The 18,452-nt window shown below is 62.4% G+C and carries 15 protein-coding genes and 1 tRNA gene; 4 read left to right on the top strand and 12 right to left on the bottom strand.

Going from position 1 to position 18,452, the window contains the following annotated elements; genetic code table 11:
- Positions 1-62: 62 nt before the first annotated feature.
- Positions 63-650, top strand: coding sequence for a cytokinin riboside 5'-monophosphate phosphoribohydrolase (locus tag AC3WK8_RS20515; protein WP_103325707.1), 588 nt, complete (start codon positions 63-65; stop codon positions 648-650).
- 29 nt (positions 651-679) lie between these two features.
- On the opposite strand, the gene AC3WK8_RS20510 is transcribed toward AC3WK8_RS20515, so the two are convergent.
- The 10 genes from AC3WK8_RS20510 to rnr all read right to left on the bottom strand — a co-directional run bounded on the left by AC3WK8_RS20510 (position 680) and on the right by rnr (position 11,954).
- Positions 680-1,141, bottom strand: a complete 462-nt coding sequence (locus AC3WK8_RS20510) for a hypothetical protein (RefSeq protein WP_103325708.1) — start codon at positions 1,139-1,141, stop codon at positions 680-682.
- Positions 1,138-2,022, bottom strand: coding sequence for an Ssp4 family T6SS effector (gene ssp4 / locus AC3WK8_RS20505; protein ID WP_219738426.1), 885 nt, complete (start codon positions 2,020-2,022; stop codon positions 1,138-1,140). Before ssp4 ends, AC3WK8_RS20510 begins: the two co-directional genes overlap by 4 nt.
- Positions 2,023-2,247: 225 nt before the next feature.
- Positions 2,248-4,545 (bottom strand): YgiQ family radical SAM protein, encoded by a 2,298-nt coding sequence (locus AC3WK8_RS20500; protein WP_103325710.1) that lies wholly within the window; start codon positions 4,543-4,545, stop codon positions 2,248-2,250.
- A gap of 181 nt (positions 4,546-4,726) precedes the next feature.
- On the bottom strand, positions 4,727-6,124 hold the full coding sequence (gene dnaB, locus AC3WK8_RS20495) for a replicative DNA helicase (protein WP_053132335.1): 1,398 nt from the start codon (positions 6,122-6,124) through the stop codon (positions 4,727-4,729).
- A 124-nt stretch (positions 6,125-6,248) separates the two neighbouring features.
- The gene (gene rplI, locus AC3WK8_RS20490; RefSeq protein WP_007921484.1) at positions 6,249-6,695 is read right to left on the bottom strand and encodes a 50S ribosomal protein L9; all 447 of its coding nucleotides are present in this window, start codon (positions 6,693-6,695) and stop codon (positions 6,249-6,251) included.
- Positions 6,696-6,716: 21 nt separating this feature from the next.
- On the bottom strand, positions 6,717-7,616 hold the full coding sequence (locus AC3WK8_RS20485) for a hypothetical protein (protein ID WP_031320687.1): 900 nt from the start codon (positions 7,614-7,616) through the stop codon (positions 6,717-6,719).
- A gap of 36 nt (positions 7,617-7,652) precedes the next feature.
- Positions 7,653-7,883 (bottom strand): 30S ribosomal protein S18, encoded by a 231-nt coding sequence (gene rpsR / locus AC3WK8_RS20480; protein WP_002551829.1) that lies wholly within the window; start codon positions 7,881-7,883, stop codon positions 7,653-7,655.
- A 28-nt stretch (positions 7,884-7,911) separates the two neighbouring features.
- Complete coding sequence (gene rpsF, locus AC3WK8_RS20475) at positions 7,912-8,337, bottom strand: 30S ribosomal protein S6 (protein ID WP_022641809.1); 426 nt, start codon at positions 8,335-8,337, stop codon at positions 7,912-7,914.
- Positions 8,338-8,589: 252 nt separating this feature from the next.
- The gene (gene rlmB, locus AC3WK8_RS20470) at positions 8,590-9,351 is read right to left on the bottom strand and encodes a 23S rRNA (guanosine(2251)-2'-O)-methyltransferase RlmB (RefSeq protein WP_022641808.1); all 762 of its coding nucleotides are present in this window, start codon (positions 9,349-9,351) and stop codon (positions 8,590-8,592) included.
- Entirely contained in the window at positions 9,348-11,954 is a 2,607-nt protein-coding gene (rnr, locus tag AC3WK8_RS20465; protein WP_103325711.1) for a ribonuclease R, read from the bottom strand. Before rnr ends, rlmB begins: the two co-directional genes overlap by 4 nt.
- A gap of 225 nt (positions 11,955-12,179) precedes the next feature.
- Between rnr and AC3WK8_RS20460 the strand changes: the two genes are divergently transcribed.
- The 3 genes from AC3WK8_RS20460 (at position 12,180) to AC3WK8_RS20450 (ending at position 15,033) form a co-directional block, all read left to right on the top strand.
- Positions 12,180-12,266 (top strand) — tRNA-Leu (locus tag AC3WK8_RS20460).
- Between the two features lie 182 nt (positions 12,267-12,448).
- The gene (locus AC3WK8_RS20455) at positions 12,449-13,474 is read left to right on the top strand and encodes an extracellular solute-binding protein (protein WP_103325712.1); all 1,026 of its coding nucleotides are present in this window, start codon (positions 12,449-12,451) and stop codon (positions 13,472-13,474) included.
- Positions 13,474-15,033 (top strand): ABC transporter permease, encoded by a 1,560-nt coding sequence (locus AC3WK8_RS20450; protein WP_103325713.1) that lies wholly within the window; start codon positions 13,474-13,476, stop codon positions 15,031-15,033. Before AC3WK8_RS20455 ends, AC3WK8_RS20450 begins: the two co-directional genes overlap by 1 nt.
- Before the next feature lie 50 nt (positions 15,034-15,083).
- Here the strand turns inward: AC3WK8_RS20450 and AC3WK8_RS20445 are convergent, their stop codons facing one another.
- Positions 15,084-17,018, bottom strand: a complete 1,935-nt coding sequence (locus tag AC3WK8_RS20445; protein ID WP_103325714.1) for a methyl-accepting chemotaxis protein — start codon at positions 17,016-17,018, stop codon at positions 15,084-15,086.
- A 139-nt stretch (positions 17,019-17,157) separates the two neighbouring features.
- Positions 17,158-18,450 (bottom strand): adenylosuccinate synthase, encoded by a 1,293-nt coding sequence (locus tag AC3WK8_RS20440; protein WP_022641569.1) that lies wholly within the window; start codon positions 18,448-18,450, stop codon positions 17,158-17,160.
- Positions 18,451-18,452 lie beyond the last annotated feature (2 nt).

The following is an 18,452-nucleotide window of genomic DNA, read 5'->3' as shown; positions in this document are numbered from 1 at the left end:
AATGCTTGGACTCGACTCATCGAGCCTTTACCCTGAGGCGATCTTTGAGCTGGGAGCAAGACATGTCGTTAACTTCTGTCTGTGTATTTTGTGGCGCCAGCGCCGGCGCCAATCCTGCCTACCGTGAAGCCGCCCAGGCCATGGGCCGGGCCATCGCCGAACGCAACCTGACCCTGGTCTACGGCGGTGGCGCGGTGGGCCTGATGGGCATCGTCGCCGATGCGGCCATGGCCGCTGGCGGGCAAGTCGTGGGCATCATTCCGCAAAGCCTGAAAGACATCGAGATCGGCCACAACGGCCTGACCCGCCTGGAAGTGGTGGATGGCATGCATGCGCGCAAGGCACGCATGGCCGAACTCAGCGATGCCTTCATTGCCCTGCCCGGGGGCCTTGGCACCCTGGAGGAACTGTTCGAAGTCTGGACCTGGGGCCAGCTGGGTTACCACCGCAAGCCCCTGGGGCTGCTGGAAGTGAACGGCTTCTACGAAAAACTCGGAGGCTTCCTCGACCATATCGTCGGCGAGGGGTTCGTCAGTACTGCGCACCGCCAGATGCTGCAGATCAACCAGTCGCCGGCCGGCCTGCTGGATGCCCTGAGCGCCTGGCAACCTTCGGTCTCGGCCAAGTGGGTCGACTCAAAGCCGAGCTGAACCCTCCCCCAGGCGCCCCACAGTGATTCTCAGGGGCGCTTGCGCTGCGGCTTCAACGACGCCTTGAGCCGTTGCCGCTGATGACGGATCTCCAGCAGCTTTCCACGCATTTGCCGGTGACGGCGGCTGTTGAGCAAAAGCAATCCCAGCAAGGGCAGCAACAGCCCCACCAGGTAGATGCCCTGGTGCGGATGGTATTGGAACATCGGCGCCACCAGGGCCAGGCACAGGGCGAAGTAACCGGCCACCAGCCACACGCCCCAGGCAATCCCGCGCACCACCAGCAGATTGCCAACCACCAGCAACACAATCAGCCCCAGCAGGCCCAGGCCCGTGTAGTCGTTGCTCTGCTCTGGTGCCATGCCGCGCCAGTAGGTGACTTGCGCCAGCGACAACAGCAACGATGCGCTGAAGCAGCCCAGCAGCACCGTGAGCATGAAGGTCGGGAAATAGCGCGCCAGGAACTCACGCATGCTGCCCCCGCCGATCATTCGTCGAACTCCTCGTAGAGCCCCACGGCCAGGGTCTTCGCCGTGCCCAGGTTGCCGGAGCGAATGCTGCCGGTGGTGCTCAGGACCGCGCCCAGGGCATCTTGCATCTGCGTCAGGGTCGCGTGCCTGATCTGCGTCGTCGAATAGCGCTTGGTCAATCCTTCGGTGCGCTGCTTGAGCTTCAGCAACTTGGGAGTCAGGCTCGGATCGCGCAGGGTCAAGAGCTCCTTGGTCAGCCTGGCACGCTCCTGGCGGTTGAGGCCCTTGAGCAACTGGGTCCAGCTCTTGCCGGTATTGGCCGCCTTGCTGGCCTTGAGCAGCTTGACCGTGGTCAGCGCGGAGCCCCCGACGCCTACCAGGGAAATGCCATCCAGGATCGGCGAGACGATGGTGTACCACTCGGCATCGTCCATCCGGTCGTTGGCCGCCGGGTCCTGGATCTCGTTGATCACCCGCGCCCCGCCGATCACGCACTGGGCGGTCCCGGCTACCGCCGCCGACACCCCGAGCGCCACCATCCAGGCACTGGCGCCGGCGGTGAAGGGCACGGCGACGGTCCCGCTGAAGACCACCAGCCAGCCGATCACCGCGGCGGCACAGGACAGCGAGGTATTGAAGGATTCGGTAGCCAGGCGTGACTCGCGGGGGTTGTTCTTCACCTGGTCGACGAACTGCTGGGGCGCGATGTACCGCTTCGCTTCCCGCAGGACCACACGCTTGGGGGTGATGCTGCAAATCGGCCTGAACTCGCGCAGGGTAATCACGTTGAAGTCGGCATCGATGTACACCACCCCCGCCCCGGCGATCGATGGATCGGTATCGATGGCGGCGAACAGCCGTGGCAGGTTGAGTTGGCTTTCGATCCGCTGGCGGGCGAGCATCTGGGTGATGTTGAGGTCCCTGGTGACTCCGTCGATAACGCTGGCCACGTGATTCGTCCTTGGTCTGGCGGTGGATGGTTGCCTGATGGCTTGAGGCCACCTCGGCATGCACTGAATGAAGGTCGCCAACCTTAACAAAGCGCCAGGCTTTTGTTGCCCTGTGCCCGTTAAAAATCCCTGGGGGCAAAAGCAAGACGCCAGCTTCATAGCTGGCGTCTTGTTGTATCAGCGCGGCACTACCGGCTTGCGGGTCGGCTTCTTGCTCTTGCCCTTGGCTGCGTCGGCACGCTCCTTGGCAGCTTGCTTGTTGCGGGCGAAGGCTGCGGCCTTGGCCTGTTCGCGCTTGTCCCAGGCGTTGCCGCCATCGCTGGCACGCGGCGGCAAGCCGGTGTGCTGGGTCAGGATCCGGGTTTCCTTGGCTACTTTGTGGCTGCCGGCCGGTGTCGAGTTCTTGCGTCGGGCACTCTGGTAGCTGTCGGTAGACGGCTGGTGCGCCGGGATCAGTTGCTGCTTGCCCGAACCGATCAAGTCGCCACGGCCCATGCGCAGCAAGGCCTCGCGCAGCATCGGCCAGCCCTTGGGATCGTGATAGCGCAGGAATGCCTTGTGCAGACGGCGCTGCTCCTCGCTCTTGACGATGGTTACCGCGTCGCTCTTGTAGGTGACCTTGCGCAGCGGGTTCTTGCCCGAGTGGTACATGGCGGTGGCGCTGGCCATCGGCGACGGATAGAACGCCTGCACCTGGTCGGCGCGGAAGCCGTTGCCCTTGAGCCACAGGGCCAGGTTCATCATGTCCTCGTCGGTGGTGCCCGGGTGGGCGGCGATGAAGTACGGAATCAGGTACTGCTCCTTGCCCGCTTCCTTGGAGTACTTCTCGAACATCCGCTTGAAGCGGTCATAGGTGCCGATCCCAGGTTTCATCATCTGGTTCAGCGGACCTTCCTCGGTGTGTTCCGGGGCGATCTTCAGGTAGCCACCGACGTGGTGGGTCACCAGCTCCTTGACGTATTCCGGCGATTCCACCGCCAGGTCGTAACGCAGGCCGGAAGCGATGAGGATCTTCTTCACGCCAGGCAAGGCGCGGGCACTGCGGTACAGCTGGATCAGCGACGAATGGTCGGTGTTCAGGTTCGGGCAGATGCCGGGGAACACGCAGGACGGCTTGCGGCACGCGGATTCGATTTCCGGGCTCTTGCAGGCGATGCGGTACATGTTGGCGGTTGGGCCGCCAAGGTCGGAGATCACCCCGGTAAAACCCGGGACCTTGTCACGAATTTCTTCGATCTCGCGGATGATCGACTCTTCGGAGCGGTTCTGGATGATCCGCCCTTCGTGCTCGGTGATGGAGCAGAAAGTGCAGCCACCAAAGCAGCCACGCATGATGTTCACCGAGAAGCGGATCATCTCGTAGGCCGGGATTTTCTCCTTGCCATAGACCGGATGCGGGATGCGCTGATAAGGCATGCCGAACACGTAGTCCATTTCCTCGGTGGTCATGGGGATCGGTGGCGGGTTGAACCAGACATCCTGTTCACCGTGCTTCTGCACCAGCGCACGGGCGTTGCCCGGGTTGGTCTCCAGGTGCAGCACGCGGTTGGCGTGGGCATAGAGCACCGGGTCGTTACGCACCTTTTCCATGGACGGCAGGCGGATCACGGTCTTTTCCCGGGTCATCTTCGGGCTGGCCAGGATCTGCACCACCTTGGCTTCGTTCGGATCCTCGACCGGGCCCTTTTCCTGCTCGATGGCGCAGGCGGCGGTGTCCTGGGTGTTGACGTAGGGGTTGATGATCTTGTCGATCTTGCCCGGACGGTCGATGCGGGTGGAGTCCACTTCGTACCAGTCCCTGGGCGTGTCACGACGGATGAACGCGGTGCCGCGCACATCGGTGATGTCTTCGATCTTCTGGCCGTAGGACAGGCGCTGGGCCACCTCGACGATGGCGCGCTCGGCGTTGCCGTAGAGCAGGATGTCGGCGCAGGCATCGATCAGGATCGAGTTGCGCACCCGGTCCTGCCAGTAGTCGTAGTGGGCGATTCGGCGCAGGGAAGCCTCGATGCCACCGAGGATGATCGGCACATGCTTGTAGGCTTCCTTGCAGCGCTGGCTGTACACCAGGCTGGCGCGGTCCGGACGCTTGCCCGCCAGGCCACCCGGGGTGTAGGCATCGTCGGAGCGAACCTTCTTGTCGGCGGTGTAGCGGTTGATCATCGAGTCCATGTTGCCCGCCGCGACACCGAAGAACAGGTTCGGCTCGCCGAGCTTCATGAAGTCGTCCTTGGACTGCCAGTTGGGCTGGGCGATTATCCCTACGCGAAAGCCCTGGGCTTCCAGCAGCCGGCCGATGATCGCCATGCCGAAGGACGGGTGATCGACATAGGCATCACCGGTGACGATGATGATGTCGCAGGAGTCCCAGCCGAGCTGATCCATCTCCTCCCTGCTCATGGGCAGGAACGGTGCTGGCCCGAAACATTCGGCCCAGTACTTTGGATAGTCGAATAACGGCTTGGCTGCTTGCATGTCGATGACCGGTGTTGGCGCAGATAAGGACGCGCTGAATGACAGGGAAATTCGCGGGCGCGGAATATAGCACAAAAAATGACCAATTCCGACTGCGCCAGTCGGAATTCATGGCCAGGGCAATCCGCGACGAATAGACCTGCGCTCTCGCCGCATTCAGCCAGTGCCGCAAGAGACGCGGTTACTCGTCGTCGTCGAAGTTGTAGCTGCCCGGGGCCAGGTTCTCGAAGCGCGTGTACTTGCCGATGAAGGCCAGGCGGATGAAGCCGATGGGACCGTTCCGCTGCTTGCCGATGATGATTTCGGCGATGCCCTTGTGCTCGGTCTCCGGGTGATACACCTCGTCCCGGTACACGAACATGATCACGTCGGCGTCCTGCTCGATCGCTCCGGATTCCCGGAGGTCGGAGTTCACCGGACGCTTGTTGGGACGCTGCTCCAGGGAGCGGTTGAGCTGGGACAGCGCCACCACCGGGCAGTTGAATTCCTTGGCCAGGGCCTTGAGGGAACGGGAGATCTCGGAAATCTCGTTGGTCCGGTTGTCGCCGCTGGAGCCCGGGATCTGCATCAGCTGCAGGTAGTCGATCATGATCAGGCCGATGTCACCGTGCTCACGCACCAGGCGCCGGGTCCGGGCCCGCATTTCCGAAGGGCTGATGCCCGCGGTGTCGTCGATGAACAGCTTGCGATCGTTGAGCAGGTTGACCGCCGAGGTCAGGCGCGGCCAGTCATCGTCTTCCAACTGGCCGGAACGGACTTTGGTCTGGTCGATCCGGCCGAGGGAGGACAGCATACGCATGATCAGCGATTCGCCTGGCATCTCCAGGGAGTACACCAGGACGGCCTTGTCGCTACGCAGCACCGCATTCTCCACCAGGTTCATGGCGAAGGTGGTCTTGCCCATGGATGGACGGCCGGCGACGATGATCAGGTCGGCTGGCTGCAGCCCGCTGGTCTTCTCGTCAAGGTCGGTATAGCCGGTGGACAGGCCGGTAATGGCGTCGGACGTGTTGAACAGCGTATCGATGCGATCGATGGCCTTGGTCAACAGTTCGTTGACACCCACCGGACCGCCGGTCTTGGGCCGCGCTTCGGCGATCTGGAAGATCTGCCGCTCGGCCTCATCGAGGATCTCCTCGGCGGTACGCCCCTCGGGGTTGAACGCGCTGTCGGCGATCTCGTTGCTGATGCCGATCAGCTGGCGCAGGGTCGCCCGCTGGCGAACGATCTGCGCATAGGCCTTGATGTTGGCGACCGACGGGGTGTTCTTCGCCAGTTCGCCCAGATAGCCGAGGCCACCGACCTGGGAGGTCTGGCCTTCCTTGTCCAGTTGCTCGGACAAGGTCACCACGTCGATGGGCAGGTTCTGGTCGGCCAGGCGGGCGATGGCGCGGAAAATCAGGCGGTGGTCATGTCGATAGAAGTCGCCGTCGGAGACCTGATCCAGCACACGCTCCCAGGCGTTGTTGTCCAGCATCAAACCACCGAGCACGGCCTGTTCGGCCTCGATGGAGTGCGGCGGCACCTTCAGGGCAGCGGTTTGCAGATCGTATTGCTCGGGAGCGGAAATATCGTTCATGGCCACTTGGAATTCTAGAGACGGAAATCAGGATCGGCAGAAAGACAAAGGGCACGACCTGTGAACAGGATCGTGCCCGATGTTAACCGTCAGCCACACGAGGTGCCAGACGATTTAGTACTGCTTAAGCAGCCACCACGACAACGCGTACGGTAGCTTCGACTTCAGCGTGCAGGTGCACGGCTACGTCGAACTCGCCCACGTTACGGATGGTGCCGTTCGGCAGACGAACTTCGCTCTTGGCAACTTCAACGCCAGAGGCGGTCAGTGCGTCAGCGATGTCGTGGGTGCCGATCGAACCGAACAGCTTGCCTTCGTCACCAGCGGTGGCAGTGATAGTCACTTCCAGCTCAGCCAGTTGCGCAGCGCGAGTTTCGGCAGAAGCCTTCTTCTCTGCAGCCAGTTTTTCCAGCTCGGCACGACGCGCTTCGAATGCAGCCAGGTTGGCAGCGGTAGCAGCGGTGGCTTTGCCGAAAGGCAGCAGGTAGTTACGGCCGTAACCAGCCTTAACGTTTACCTTATCGCCCAGGTTGCCCAGGTTGGCGATTTTTTCCAGCAGGATCAGTTCCATTTGGTAATAACCTCTTAACTTTTAACCTTCACCGTTCGCAGAACCGTTATCGGCGTCTTTCGGCGCCAAACGACCGCGAAAATCAATCAGGCTGTCGACAATGGCCAGGACCACGAGCAACGGATAGATCAGCTGCATGAACGGCAGCATCGTGATGTACACCCCAACCAGCCAGAACCTGGCTAGTCGCCCTTGCGCCACCAGCCCGTGGATCAGGGCCAGCCCGGCGAAGGCCAGCGGCACACTGCACATCGGCGTCAGCATGGCCAGTTGCGGTCCGAAGCTCGGCCCGACCAGCATGCACGCCAGCAGCAACATCGCTGGCCCAAGGGGGATTCTGATGGCGCGAAACTCGCGACCAAAACCACCCGGGTTATACAACACAGCTTGCCAGTAACGCCCAAGAATCAGGCTCAGCACGCTGATGGCTTGCAGCAAGGCCGCTATCAGTCCGGTCAGGATCGGGGCGATCAGCGTGGCGAGGCGCGCTCGCTCTTCCACCGAAAGCTGCTGGTAGACCTCACCCAAGGCCATCGGCAGGATCTTGATCAGTTCCTGTGACAGCGCTTCGATCTGAGGGCGGAATGCCGCACCCAGGACTCCAGCGAACACCAACCCCATCGCTATGCTGACCAGCAGCACGCGGTTCCAGGATTCGCTTGCGCGTAAAACCAACGCAAGGCTCGAAGACCCCAGCAGCACCAGAAGCGCTCGTGGATCATCGAACGTCAGCCACCAGAGCAACGCCGGCAGCACTCCCAGAGCCAGGACACCAATGGCGCCCTGCAATCCGCGCCGCAGCAGCACAAGGCTTGCAGCGGCAGCACCCAACCAATACAACAACGGCAATGCCGAACAGCCAGCCACTACCAGAGTGGCCTGCACACGACCGCGCATGATGAACTCAGCTAAGGCGCGCATGCATTCAATCCCTTACTACTTGTCGACTGCCCGGTCTCAGCGGCCGTGGCTGTCGGTGTAGGCCAGCAGGGCCAGGAAGCGGGCGCGCTTGATAGCGGTGGCCAGCTGACGCTGATAACGAGCTTTGGTACCGGTGATGCGGCTTGGAACGATTTTGCCGGTCTCGGATACGTAGGCTTTCAGAGTGTTGAGATCTTTGTAATCGATCTCTTTCACGTCTTCAGCGGTGAAGCGGCAGAATTTACGACGACGGAAGAAACGTGCCATGTGATTGGCTCCTCAAAAGATCCGTGGATTACTCGTCAGCGTTATCGCTGTTGTCGCTGTCATTGCTGTCGTCGCCATCGGCGCTGTCAGCATGCTCAGGACGGTCGCGACGCTCACGGCGCTCGCTGCGGTTTTCTTCGGCCTTGAGCATCTCGGATTGGCCAGTGATGGCTTCTTCGCGACGGATGACCAGGTTACGGATCACTGCATCGTTGTAACGGAAGTTGTCTTCCAGCTCAGCCAGGGCTTTACCGGTGCACTCAACGTTCAGCATCACGTAGTGAGCCTTGTGAACATTGTTGATTGCGTAGGCCAGTTGACGACGGCCCCAGTCTTCCAGACGGTGGATCTTGCCGCCGTCTTCTTCGATCAGCTTGGTGTAACGCTCAACCATGCCGCCGACTTGCTCGCTCTGATCCGGGTGGACCAGGAAGATGATTTCGTAATGACGCATGAATGCTCCTTACGGGTTGTAGCCTGCCGCCTGTAAGCGGTCAGACAAGGAGTGAATGACACTTTGTGTGTCTTGCCTGGTCGCAGGCCCCCAAGAAACGAACAAAGGGATACCTGCCGTACGGCAAGGGGCGCAATTGTAGAGAAGGGGAAACAGCGGCGCAAGGAAATTGGTGAATATTTGAACAACAACTGCAAGCCATGGGTCGCGAGCGACAGGCAATAGCACCTGCCGCCCATGACTCGCCGCCTGTTACTTGCGCGCGGCCTTGGCCTTGGCGCCGCGCTGGCGCATGGCTTCGAACAGGCAGACGCCTGTGGCCACGGAGACGTTGAGGCTGCTGACACTACCGGCCATCGGCAAGCGCACCAGATAGTCGCAGTGCTCGCGGGTCAGGCGGCGCATGCCCTTGCCCTCGGCCCCCATGATGATGATGGTCGGCCCGGTCAGGTCCTGATCGTACAGTTCCTGCTCGGCTTCGCCGGCAGTACCGACGATCCACAGGCCACGCTGCTGGAGCTTCTCCAGGGTACGGGCCAGGTTGGTCACCGCCACCAGTGGAATCACTTCTGCAGCGCCACAAGCGACCTTGCGCACGGTTGGCGTCAGGGTCGCCGACTTGTCCTTGGGCACCAGCACCGCCAAGGCCCCCGCAGCATCGGCGGTACGCAGGCAGGCACCGAGGTTATGCGGATCGGTCACGCCATCGAGCACCAGCAACAGCGGTGCACCCTCAGTGCGATCCAGCAGTTCATCGAGCATGGCTTCGCCCCAGACCTGGCTGGGACTGACTTCCGCCACCACGCCCTGGTGCACGCCTTCGACCCAGGCGTCCATCTCACGACGCTCGGCCTGGCCGACCGCAACCCGGTTCTGCCCCGCCAGGTCCAACAGCACCTGGACCCGGGGATCACTGCGGCCTTCGGCCAGCCAGATCTGCTTGACCCGCTTGGGATGGTGACGCAGCAATGCTTCCACGGCATGTACGCCGTAGATTTTTTCCAACTGACTCATGGCTTGGCCTTAGGTTTACGCGCCCCACCGCTCTTTGCGCCGGAGCCTGACTTGGACGGCCCCTTGCGATGCTTGGTGGGCTTGGCAGGCTTGTCGAACGCCGGCTTGCCGGACTTTCCAGCCGCGGGCTTGCCGCCGGCCTTGGCCTCGGCCAGCAACGCCTTCTTCATCTCCCGGCTTTTGCGCACCTCGGCGTTTTTCGCCGCGGCATCGCTGGGACGGTAGGCATCGGAGGCCTTTTCCTTGCTGGAACTGCGCCGAGCGGGTTTGGCCGGAGCGCGCTCCTCGACCACCTTGCTCGCCGGAGCATCGGCCGCGCCGCGCTTCTTGCGGCCAACAGGGGCGCTGAAGGTTTTTTCCGCCATTTCGAAGTCGATCTTGCGCTCGTCCAGGTCGACGCGCATGACCCGCACTTCCACCGTGTCACCCAGGCGGAAGCTGCGACCCGTGCGCTCACCCGCCAAGCGGTGGTGCACAGGGTCGAAATGATAGTAGTCCGCCGGCAGCGCGGTGACGTGCACCAGGCCCTCGACATAGATATCGGTCAGTTCGACGAACAGGCCGAAACCAGTCACGGCGGTGATCACACCTGGGAAGGATTCGCCTACGCGATCCTTCATGAACTCGCACTTGAGCCAGTTCACCACGTCCCGCGTGGCTTCGTCGGCACGCCGCTCGCTCATCGAGCATTGCTCGCCGAGCTGCTCCAGGATGGCTTCGTCGTATGGATAGATACGCGCCTTGGGGATGCTCGTCGCGCCAGCACGACGCACATGCGGCGTCTCCTGCCGGGAGTGGATGACGCTGCGAATGGCCCGATGGGTCAACAGGTCCGGATAGCGACGGATCGGCGAGGTGAAGTGGGTATAGGCTTCGTAATTCAGGCCGAAATGGCCCTGGTTATCGGCGCTGTACACCGCCTGGCTCAACGAGCGCAGCATCACGGTCTGGATCAGGTGGTAGTCCGGGCGATCCTTGATTTTTTCCAGCAGGGCCTGGTAGTCCTTCGGCGTCGGACCTTCCTTGCCCTTGTGCAGGGTCAGGCCAAGCTCGCCGAGGAAGGCCCGCAGTTTTTCCAGGCGCTCCGGCGGCGGGCCATCGTGCACCCGGTACAACGCTGGAATTTCATGCTTCTTGAGGAACTCGGCGGTGGCCACGTTGGCCGCCAGCATGCACTCCTCGATCAGCTTGTGGGCATCGTTGCGCGTAGTCGGCCGGATCTCGGCGATCTTGCGCTCGGAGCCGAAGATGATCCGGGTTTCCTGGGTCTCGAAATCGATGGCGCCACGGGTATGGCGCGCGCCCAGCAACACCTTGTACAGCGCGTAGAGCTGCTTGAGGTGCGGCACCACGTCGGCATATTCGCCGCGCAGTTGCTTGGCTTCGCCGGTCTTGGGGTGCTCGAGCATCGAGCTGACCTTGTTGTAGGTCAGGCGCGCCTTGGAGTGGATCACCGCTTCGTAGAACTGGTAGTCGGTCATTTCGCCGGACTTGGAGATGGTCATTTCACAGACCATGGCCAGGCGATCGACCTTCGGATTCAGCGAGCACAGGCCGTTGGACAACTCCTCAGGCAGCATCGGAATCACGCGCTCGGGGAAGTACACCGAGTTGCCGCGCACCTGGGCCTCGGCATCCAGGGCCGAACCGATCTTCACGTAGCTGGAGACGTCGGCGATCGCCACGTACAGCTTCCAGCCACCGCCGAACAGGCGCAGCTTGCCGGGCTTGGCTTCGCAATAGACCGCATCGTCGAAGTCCCGGGCGTCCTCGCCGTCGATGGTGACGAAGGGCAGGTCTCGCAGGTCGATGCGTTTTTCCTTGTCCTTCTCTTCTACCTCCGGCTTGAGCCGGCCGGCTTCCTTGAGCACGGCCTGGGGCCAGACATGGGGGATATCGTAGGTACGCAGGGCGACATCGATCTCCATGCCCGGCGCCATGTAGTTGCCGACCACTTCGACTACATCGCCTTGCGGCTGGAAGCGCGGAGTTGGCCAATGGGTGATCTTCACCGCGACGAACTGGCCGATCTTGGCATTGGCATTGCGGCCCGGGGTCACCAGCACTTCCTGTTGGATCTTCGGATTGTCCGCGACCACGAAGCCGATCCCGCCTTCTTCGAAGTAGCGACCCACGATGCTTTCATGGGCGCGCGATACCACCTCGACGATCACGCCTTCACGACGACCGCGGCGATCCACGCCGGAAACCCGGGCCAGAGCCCGGTCGCCGTCGAATACCAGGCGCATTTGCGCCGGGCTCATGAACAGGTCTTCGCTGCCGTCGTCCGGCACGAGGAAGCCGAAACCGTCGCGGTGACCGCTGATGCGGCCGAGAATCAGGTCGAGTTTATCCACCGGCGCATAGGTGCCGCGGCGGGTATAGATCAGTTGAGCGTCGCGCTCCATGGCACGCAGGCGGCGGCGCAGGGCTTCGAGCTGGTCTTCGGTGGTCAGACCGAACTCTTCCACCAACTGCTCGCGACTAGCTGGCGAACCCCGGTCAGCCAGATGCTGGAGGATGAGTTCGCGGCTAGGAATAGGGTTTTCGTATTTTTCCGCTTCACGAGCGGCCTCGGGATCGAGGGACTGCCAATCGGCCATTAGATAGATTTCACCTTGTCTATATCCCGGTTAGTTTGGCATACGCGTATTGAAACGGGAAATTTCAGGCTTGGACAAAGCTGGAAAACACCTCGTCACTCCCCTGATACATCCTTCCGTCTACCCCCGGAGCATTTTTTCAAACTTTTTTGAATCCAGGGGTTTACAGCTCAAAACAGCGTCCGTATAGTGCGCGCCATCGACGACGGAGACGTCAGCGATACTGCCCAGATGGTGAAATTGGTAGACACGCCAGCTTCAGGTGCTGGTGGCCGCAAGGCCGTGGAAGTTCGAGTCTTCTTCTGGGCACCAATTCAAAGCTTCAGGATTTTTTTTGAAGTCTCACAAAAACCCGCGAAAGCGGGTTTTTGCGTTTCTGCCCTCCAGTTTTTCCCTCTCTCCACCAGACTCGCCCTCCGCAAAGCGCACATGAGAAACGATATCGTTTATGATTGTTACAAGTTTTTGCAATGCAAGAGTGAGGAAACCTGCGAATGATGTTCAGAAATACCCTCCTACCAACATCCCTTCTGCGTGGCTTGACCATCACTTTGCTGGGATTGACCCTGGCAACCTCAATCACCCAGGCCGCTGAACCCGTTTCCCTGACCCTGTACAACGGCCAGCACAAGGAAGTCGGCGAAGCGGTCGCCAAGGCCTTCGAAGCCAAGACCGGCATTCACGTCAATGTTCGCAAGGGCAGCAGCAACCAGCTGGCCAGCCAGGTAGTCGAAGAAGGCGAGCGCTCCCCCGCCGACGTGATCTATTCCGAAGAATCCCCACCCCTGAACAAACTGGGGGAACAGGGCCTGCTGGCCCAGACCGACACCGCCACCCTGGCCTTACTGCCCAAGGAGTATGTGGCCAGCAACGGTACCTGGATCGGCATCACCGCCCGCGTCCGCGTGGTGGCCTTCAATCCCAAGCTAGTCGCCGAAAAGGACCTGCCCACATCGGTACTGGAATTCTCCCAGCCCCAATGGCAAGGCAAGATCGGCTTCGTCCCCACCAGCGGCGCCTTCCAGGAACAGGCCGTGGCGATCATCAAGCTGCACGGCATGGACGCAGCCGAAGAATGGCTGACCGGGCTACGAGCCTTCGGCAAGGTCTACAGCAACAACATGGTCGCGCTCAAGGCCGTGGAAAACGGCGAAGTGGCCGCGGTCCTGGCAAACAACTACTACTGGTTCGCCCTGCAACGGGAAAGAGGCCAGCTGGACTCCAAGCTGCACTACTTCACCAATGGCGACGCCGGCGGCCTGATCACCGTCTCCAGTGCTGCGGTACTCAAGTCCAGCAAGCATCCCAAGGAAGCCCAGCAATTCCTCGCCTACATAGCCAGCGAAGAAGGCCAGCGCGTCATCACCCAGACCACCGCGGAATATCCGCTGCACAAGGGCATGGAGTCCAACCGCGGTCTCAAGCCCTTCAGCGAGCTGAACCCTCCACGGGTGACACCCGCCGACCTGGGCAATGCCGAACAGGCCCTGGAGCTGGAACGTGATGTCGGCCTGAACTGATGGGCCCTTCGTTTTCCGCAGCACGCGCCCATCGCGCACCGGGGCGCAAGCCCCCTCCTGCCTGGCTGCTACTGCCGGTCCTGCTATTGGTCTGCCTGAGCCTCCTGCCCCTGGGTTATGTGGTGCTCAAGGCCTGGCAAGCCGGCTGGGCAGAAGCCTGGCACCTGCTATGGCGCCCCTACGTATTCCGCCTGCTACGCAACACGCTGTTGCTGATGCTCGGAACGACCGGCGCCTGCGCGATCATCGGCCTGTCCCTGGCCTGGCTGCTAGAGCGCAGCGACCTGCCGGGCCGGAGGATCTGGGGCGTGGTGCTGTGCCTGCCGTTCGCCGTGCCGGCTTTCGTCAGCAGTTTCACCTGGGTATCCCTGAGCGCCAGCTTCGAAGGATTGGGCGGGGCGATCCTGGTGATGACCCTCTCCAAGTACCCGCTGGTATTCCTGCCAGTAGCCGCCACCCTGCGCAATCTCGACCCATCCCTGGAGGAATCCGCGCGCACCCTGGGGCAGGACCGCTGGGGAGTGTTCTTCAAGATCACCCTGCCCCTGCTCTGGCCATCGCTACTGGCCGGATCGCTGCTGATTGCCTTGCACATGCTGGTGGAGTTCGGCGCCCTGTCGATCATGGGCCTGCAGACCTTCACCACGGCGATCTACCAGCAATTCGAGCTGGAATTCAGCAACGCCAACGCGGCGATGCTGTCGGCCGTCCTGCTGCTGTTGTGCCTGGCCCTGCTGTGGCTGGAGCTGCGAGCCCGCGGCAAGGGCCGACACGTACGCATCGGCCAGGGAGTCGCCCGCCATGCCGAACAGGTGCGCCTGGGAGCCTGGAGCCTGCCCGGACAGCTCTATTGCCTGGTACTGGCACTGATCGGCAGCGGCGTTCCCCTGGTAATGCTGGCCTACTGGCTGGCGATAGGTTCATCGGCCGCCTTTCCCATCGCCGCCATCGGTGAAGCCCTGCTTTCATCCCTGGCGCTCTCCCTTGGCGGCGCGGCGCTGTGCCTGCTGCTGGCGGTGCCGGTGGGCCTGTTGGTGGTGCGCTACAAAGGGCGACTGGCGATCTGGGCCGAACGCCTGCCTTACTTGCTGCACGCTTTGCCAGGCCTGGTGATCGCCCTGACCCTGGTGTACTTCGCCTTGCACTATGTGCCGGCGCTGTACCAGACCTCGGCGCTGCTGCTGATCGCCTACGCCTTGCTGTTCCTGCCACTGGCCCAGGCACCGATTCGCACAGCCTTGAACAAGGCAGCACCACAGCTGGAAGAGGCGGCGCGAACCCTGGGAGCTTCGTCGTTCGGGGCCTTTTGCCGGGTCACCCTGCCGATCATCTTCCCGGCACTGGGTGCGGCCTTCGCCCTGGTGTTCCTGGATGCGATGAAGGAACTCACCGCAACCCTGCTACTCAGTCCCACAGGGCTGAACACCTTGGCCACCGCAGTCTGGGCCCATACCTCGAACCTGGAGTTCGCCGCAGCGGCGCCCTATGCGGTGCTGTTGATCCTGGTCTCGGGCCTGCCGGTGTATCTGCTGACGACGCGCATGTACCTGAGCCGCTGAGAACACCCTGCCGGCCAATGGCTCGCCAGAGCCATCAGCCAGTACCGACCTCAGGCGCGAAACTGGCCCAGGCTGGCCTTGAGCTGCGCCGCCAGGCCGTCCAGCACCTTGCCGCTGGCGGTGGTTTCCACCACCGCCTGGGCCGCACGCTCGGCCTGGGCATGAATGGTCTCCACTCGTCCACGCACCGCCTGCGCGCCCTGGGCTTGTTGCGCCGCAGCCTGGGTAGCCAAGCCAATGGCAGCGTGCACCTGCTCCACCGACGACTGCACCGACTGCTGCAATCGAGCGCTGTCGCGCAGCACCAGCAAGCCTTCGCTGGCCTGGCGCCCAGCCTGGCCGATAGCCGCCACCGCTTCGCGCGCACCTTGCTGCAAAGCGCCGATATGGGCCTGGATATCGCCAGTGGAACTCTGGGTCTTGCTGGCCAAGGCCCGCACTTCGTCCGCCACTACCGCAAAACCGCGCCCGGTCTCCCCGGCCCGCGCCGCCTCGATCGCCGCGTTCAGCGCCAGCAGGTTGGTCTGCTCGGCGATGCCATGGATCACCGTCAGCACCACCTCGATCTGCTCGCTCTGCTGGGCCAAGCGCTCGATCACCTTGGCCCCGGTATCCACCTGCCCGGCCAGGGCCTCGATCAAGTTACCGACCTGCTCCGAAGTCCGGGTGGTCTCGTCGGTGGCCTGGCGGATCTCCACCACCTGCTGCAACGCGGCCTGCATGGCCTGGCTTTCCGCCTGGGCCTCGTCAGCCATGTGCGACAGGGCCCGCAGGCTCTCCGCCACCTCGTCGCGCTGGGCCTCGGCCGCCGCATCGGCACCGGCATTACGCAAACTCATCGCACCAATCTCGACGCCAGTGCGCTGCGCCACATCACCCGCCTCACGGACGATCGGCTGCAACTTGTCGACGAAGCGATTCACCGCCGAGGCCATGTCGCCGATCTCATCGTTGCTGTTGAGTGGCACGCGCTTGGTCAGGTCGCCCTCACCGGCCGCCAGGTCATTGAGCGCGGCAATCAGCAGGTGCAGCTTGTTGACCACCCGCCGCCCCAGCACCACCGCCAGCAACAGCAGCAACGCCAGGCCTACCAAGGCCAGGCCTACGCCAATCTGCCAACGCAGGGTGGCCGCCGCCTCTTGCACGGTACTGGCAGTGTTGGCCTGCATCTGGGCCGCCGTGCCCTGGGCCGACTGCAGCCGTGAACGCATCGCCGCCGAACTGTCGGCGGAAGCCCCCTTGAGACTGTCGCCAACGAGTTGGTCGCTGCTCGCGATCAAGGCCGTGAAGCGCTGGTCCAGCGCCGCGATGTCTGCCTCCACGGATGCCGTGGATACCCCCATCAGCACCTTGCCGATCTCCACCCCATTGGGATTGATCGAGGCCTCGATGTAGTAGACCGAAGGATCGTTCTTCGCCGCATCCAGGACCTTGTCCAGGGCCCGATCGCCCTTGCCCTTCTCCAGCAGGGCGCGGTTGATGGGGTTTTCACGGTTCAGGTAGCGAGTCAGGTGCGCACCCGTGGCATCGTCATACACCACGAAGAGCACGCTAGGATTGCGCTGGGCCCGCCGCGCGAACTCGGACAAGGTTGGCACATCGTTGTCCCACATGGCCCGAGGCGCCACCGAGGCCAGCAACTGGGCCATATCGTTGGCGGAATCCTTCAGGTCTTTCTCCAGCGCGTCGCGCAGCTGTACCTGCTCCTCCTTGAGCCGCGACGACAAGCCAGCCGTAAGCCGCTGGCGAGTACTGGCGGACAGGCTCTCCAGGCTGGAGGTGACCTCCTTGCCCGCCTGCTCCAGCTCCCCCGCGAGTTTCTGGCTGTCACCGCCCAGGCGCGAAGCCAGGTTTGCCTCCAGGGCTGTCACCGTGCTCCGGGTCAGGGCAACGGCGACCAGCACTTGCACCAAAAGGGCGATACCGAGAGTAACGAATACAGGCCGTAGTAAACGGCTTTGTAACAGTGAGAGAACGGCCGACACAGGAAATCCCTCTACTTTTGACGCCATTATTCTGATGGCACTCTAGAAGTGGATTTCCCAGCAAGGGTCGTGCCGTGCGGCAGGCAGAAACGACAAAGGGCCCCATTAGGGGCCCTTTGTTTGCTACATCAACAGCTTATCAAGCGAACGGATGGCGCAGTACGATAGTCTCGTTGCGGTCCGGGCCTGTCGAGATAATGTCGATCGGCGCGCCGACCAGCTCTTCGATGCGCTTGATGTAGGCCAGGGCGGCGGCCGGCAGCTCTTCCAGGGTCTTGACGCCCAGGGTCGACTCGCTCCAGCCCGGCATCTGCTCGTACACCGGCTCCAGGCCGATGTAGCTGTCGGCGTCGGTTGGCGCGTCGATGACTGCACCATCCTGGTTCTTGTAGCCAACGCAGATGTTGATGGTTTCCAGGCCGTCCAGTACGTCCAGCTTGGTCAGGCACAGGCCCGAAATGCTGTTGACGTCGATGGCGCGACGCAGGATCACGGCATCGAACCAACCGCAGCGGCGGGCACGGCCAGTGGTGGCGCCGAACTCGTGACCACGCTTGGCCAGGAAGGCACCGACGTCATCGAACAGCTCGGTCGGGAATGGGCCCGAGCCAACACGAGTGGTGTAGGCCTTGGTGATGCCCAGGATGTAGTCGATGTACATCGGACCCACGCCAGAACCGGTGGCAATGCCGCCAGCGGTGGTGTTGGAGCTGGTGACGTACGGATAGGTGCCGTGGTCGATGTCCAGCAGCGAACCCTGGGCGCCTTCGAACATGATGTCCTTGCCGTCGCGACGCAGCTGGTGCAGTTCGGCGGTGACGTCGAGCATCATCGGCTTGAGCTGCTCGGCGTACTCCATGCACTCGTCCAGGGTCTTCTGGAAGTCGATGGCCGGCTCTTTGTAGTAATTGACCAGGACGAAGTTGTGGTAGTCCAGCAACTCGCCCAGCTTGGCGGCGAAACGCTCGCGGTGGAACAGGTCGCCGATGCGCAGGCCGCGGCGAGCCACCTTGTCTTCGTAGGCCGGGCCGATGCCACGACCGGTGGTGCCGATCTTGGCTTCGCCGCGGGCTTTCTCGCGGGCCTGGTCCAGCGCTACGTGGTAGGACAGGATCAGCGGGCAGGACGGGCTGATGCGCAGGCGCTCGCGTACCGGTACGCCTTTTTCTTCCAGCTTGACGATTTCACGCATCAAGGCATCCGGAGCCACCACTACGCCGTTGCCGATCAGGCACTGCACGCCCTCGCGCAGCACGCCGGACGGGATCAGGTGCAGAACGGTCTTCTCACCGTCGATCACCAGGGTATGGCCGGCGTTGTGGCCACCTTGGTAGCGCACTACGGCGGCGGCATGTTCGGTCAGCAGATCAACGATCTTGCCTTTGCCCTCATCACCCCACTGGGTGCCCAGGACTACGACATTCTTACCCATAA

This window comes from Pseudomonas sp. FW507-12TSA (genome assembly GCF_058781435.1).
This window is presented reverse-complemented; position numbering and strand designations above follow the sequence as displayed.

Coding starts and splice junctions, on each gene's coding strand:
- AC3WK8_RS20515 (WP_103325707.1), top strand. CDS start 63: ATGTCGTTAACTTCTGTCTGTGTATTTTGTGGCGCCAGCGCCGGCGCC.
- AC3WK8_RS20510 (WP_103325708.1), bottom strand. CDS start 1,141: ATGATCGGCGGGGGCAGCATGCGTGAGTTCCTGGCGCGCTATTTCCCG.
- ssp4 (WP_219738426.1), bottom strand. CDS start 2,022: ATGCTCGCCCGCCAGCGGATCGAAAGCCAACTCAACCTGCCACGGCTG.
- AC3WK8_RS20500 (WP_103325710.1), bottom strand. CDS start 4,545: ATGCAAGCAGCCAAGCCGTTATTCGACTATCCAAAGTACTGGGCCGAA.
- dnaB (WP_053132335.1), bottom strand. CDS start 6,124: ATGAACGATATTTCCGCTCCCGAGCAATACGATCTGCAAACCGCTGCC.
- rplI (WP_007921484.1), bottom strand. CDS start 6,695: ATGGAACTGATCCTGCTGGAAAAAATCGCCAACCTGGGCAACCTGGGC.
- AC3WK8_RS20485 (WP_031320687.1), bottom strand. CDS start 7,616: ATGCGCGCCTTAGCTGAGTTCATCATGCGCGGTCGTGTGCAGGCCACT.
- rpsR (WP_002551829.1), bottom strand. CDS start 7,883: ATGGCACGTTTCTTCCGTCGTCGTAAATTCTGCCGCTTCACCGCTGAA.
- rpsF (WP_022641809.1), bottom strand. CDS start 8,337: ATGCGTCATTACGAAATCATCTTCCTGGTCCACCCGGATCAGAGCGAG.
- rlmB (WP_022641808.1), bottom strand. CDS start 9,351: ATGAGTCAGTTGGAAAAAATCTACGGCGTACATGCCGTGGAAGCATTG.
- rnr (WP_103325711.1), bottom strand. CDS start 11,954: ATGGCCGATTGGCAGTCCCTCGATCCCGAGGCCGCTCGTGAAGCGGAA.
- AC3WK8_RS20455 (WP_103325712.1), top strand. CDS start 12,449: ATGATGTTCAGAAATACCCTCCTACCAACATCCCTTCTGCGTGGCTTG.
- AC3WK8_RS20450 (WP_103325713.1), top strand. CDS start 13,474: ATGGGCCCTTCGTTTTCCGCAGCACGCGCCCATCGCGCACCGGGGCGC.
- AC3WK8_RS20440 (WP_022641569.1), bottom strand. CDS start 18,450: ATGGGTAAGAATGTCGTAGTCCTGGGCACCCAGTGGGGTGATGAGGGC.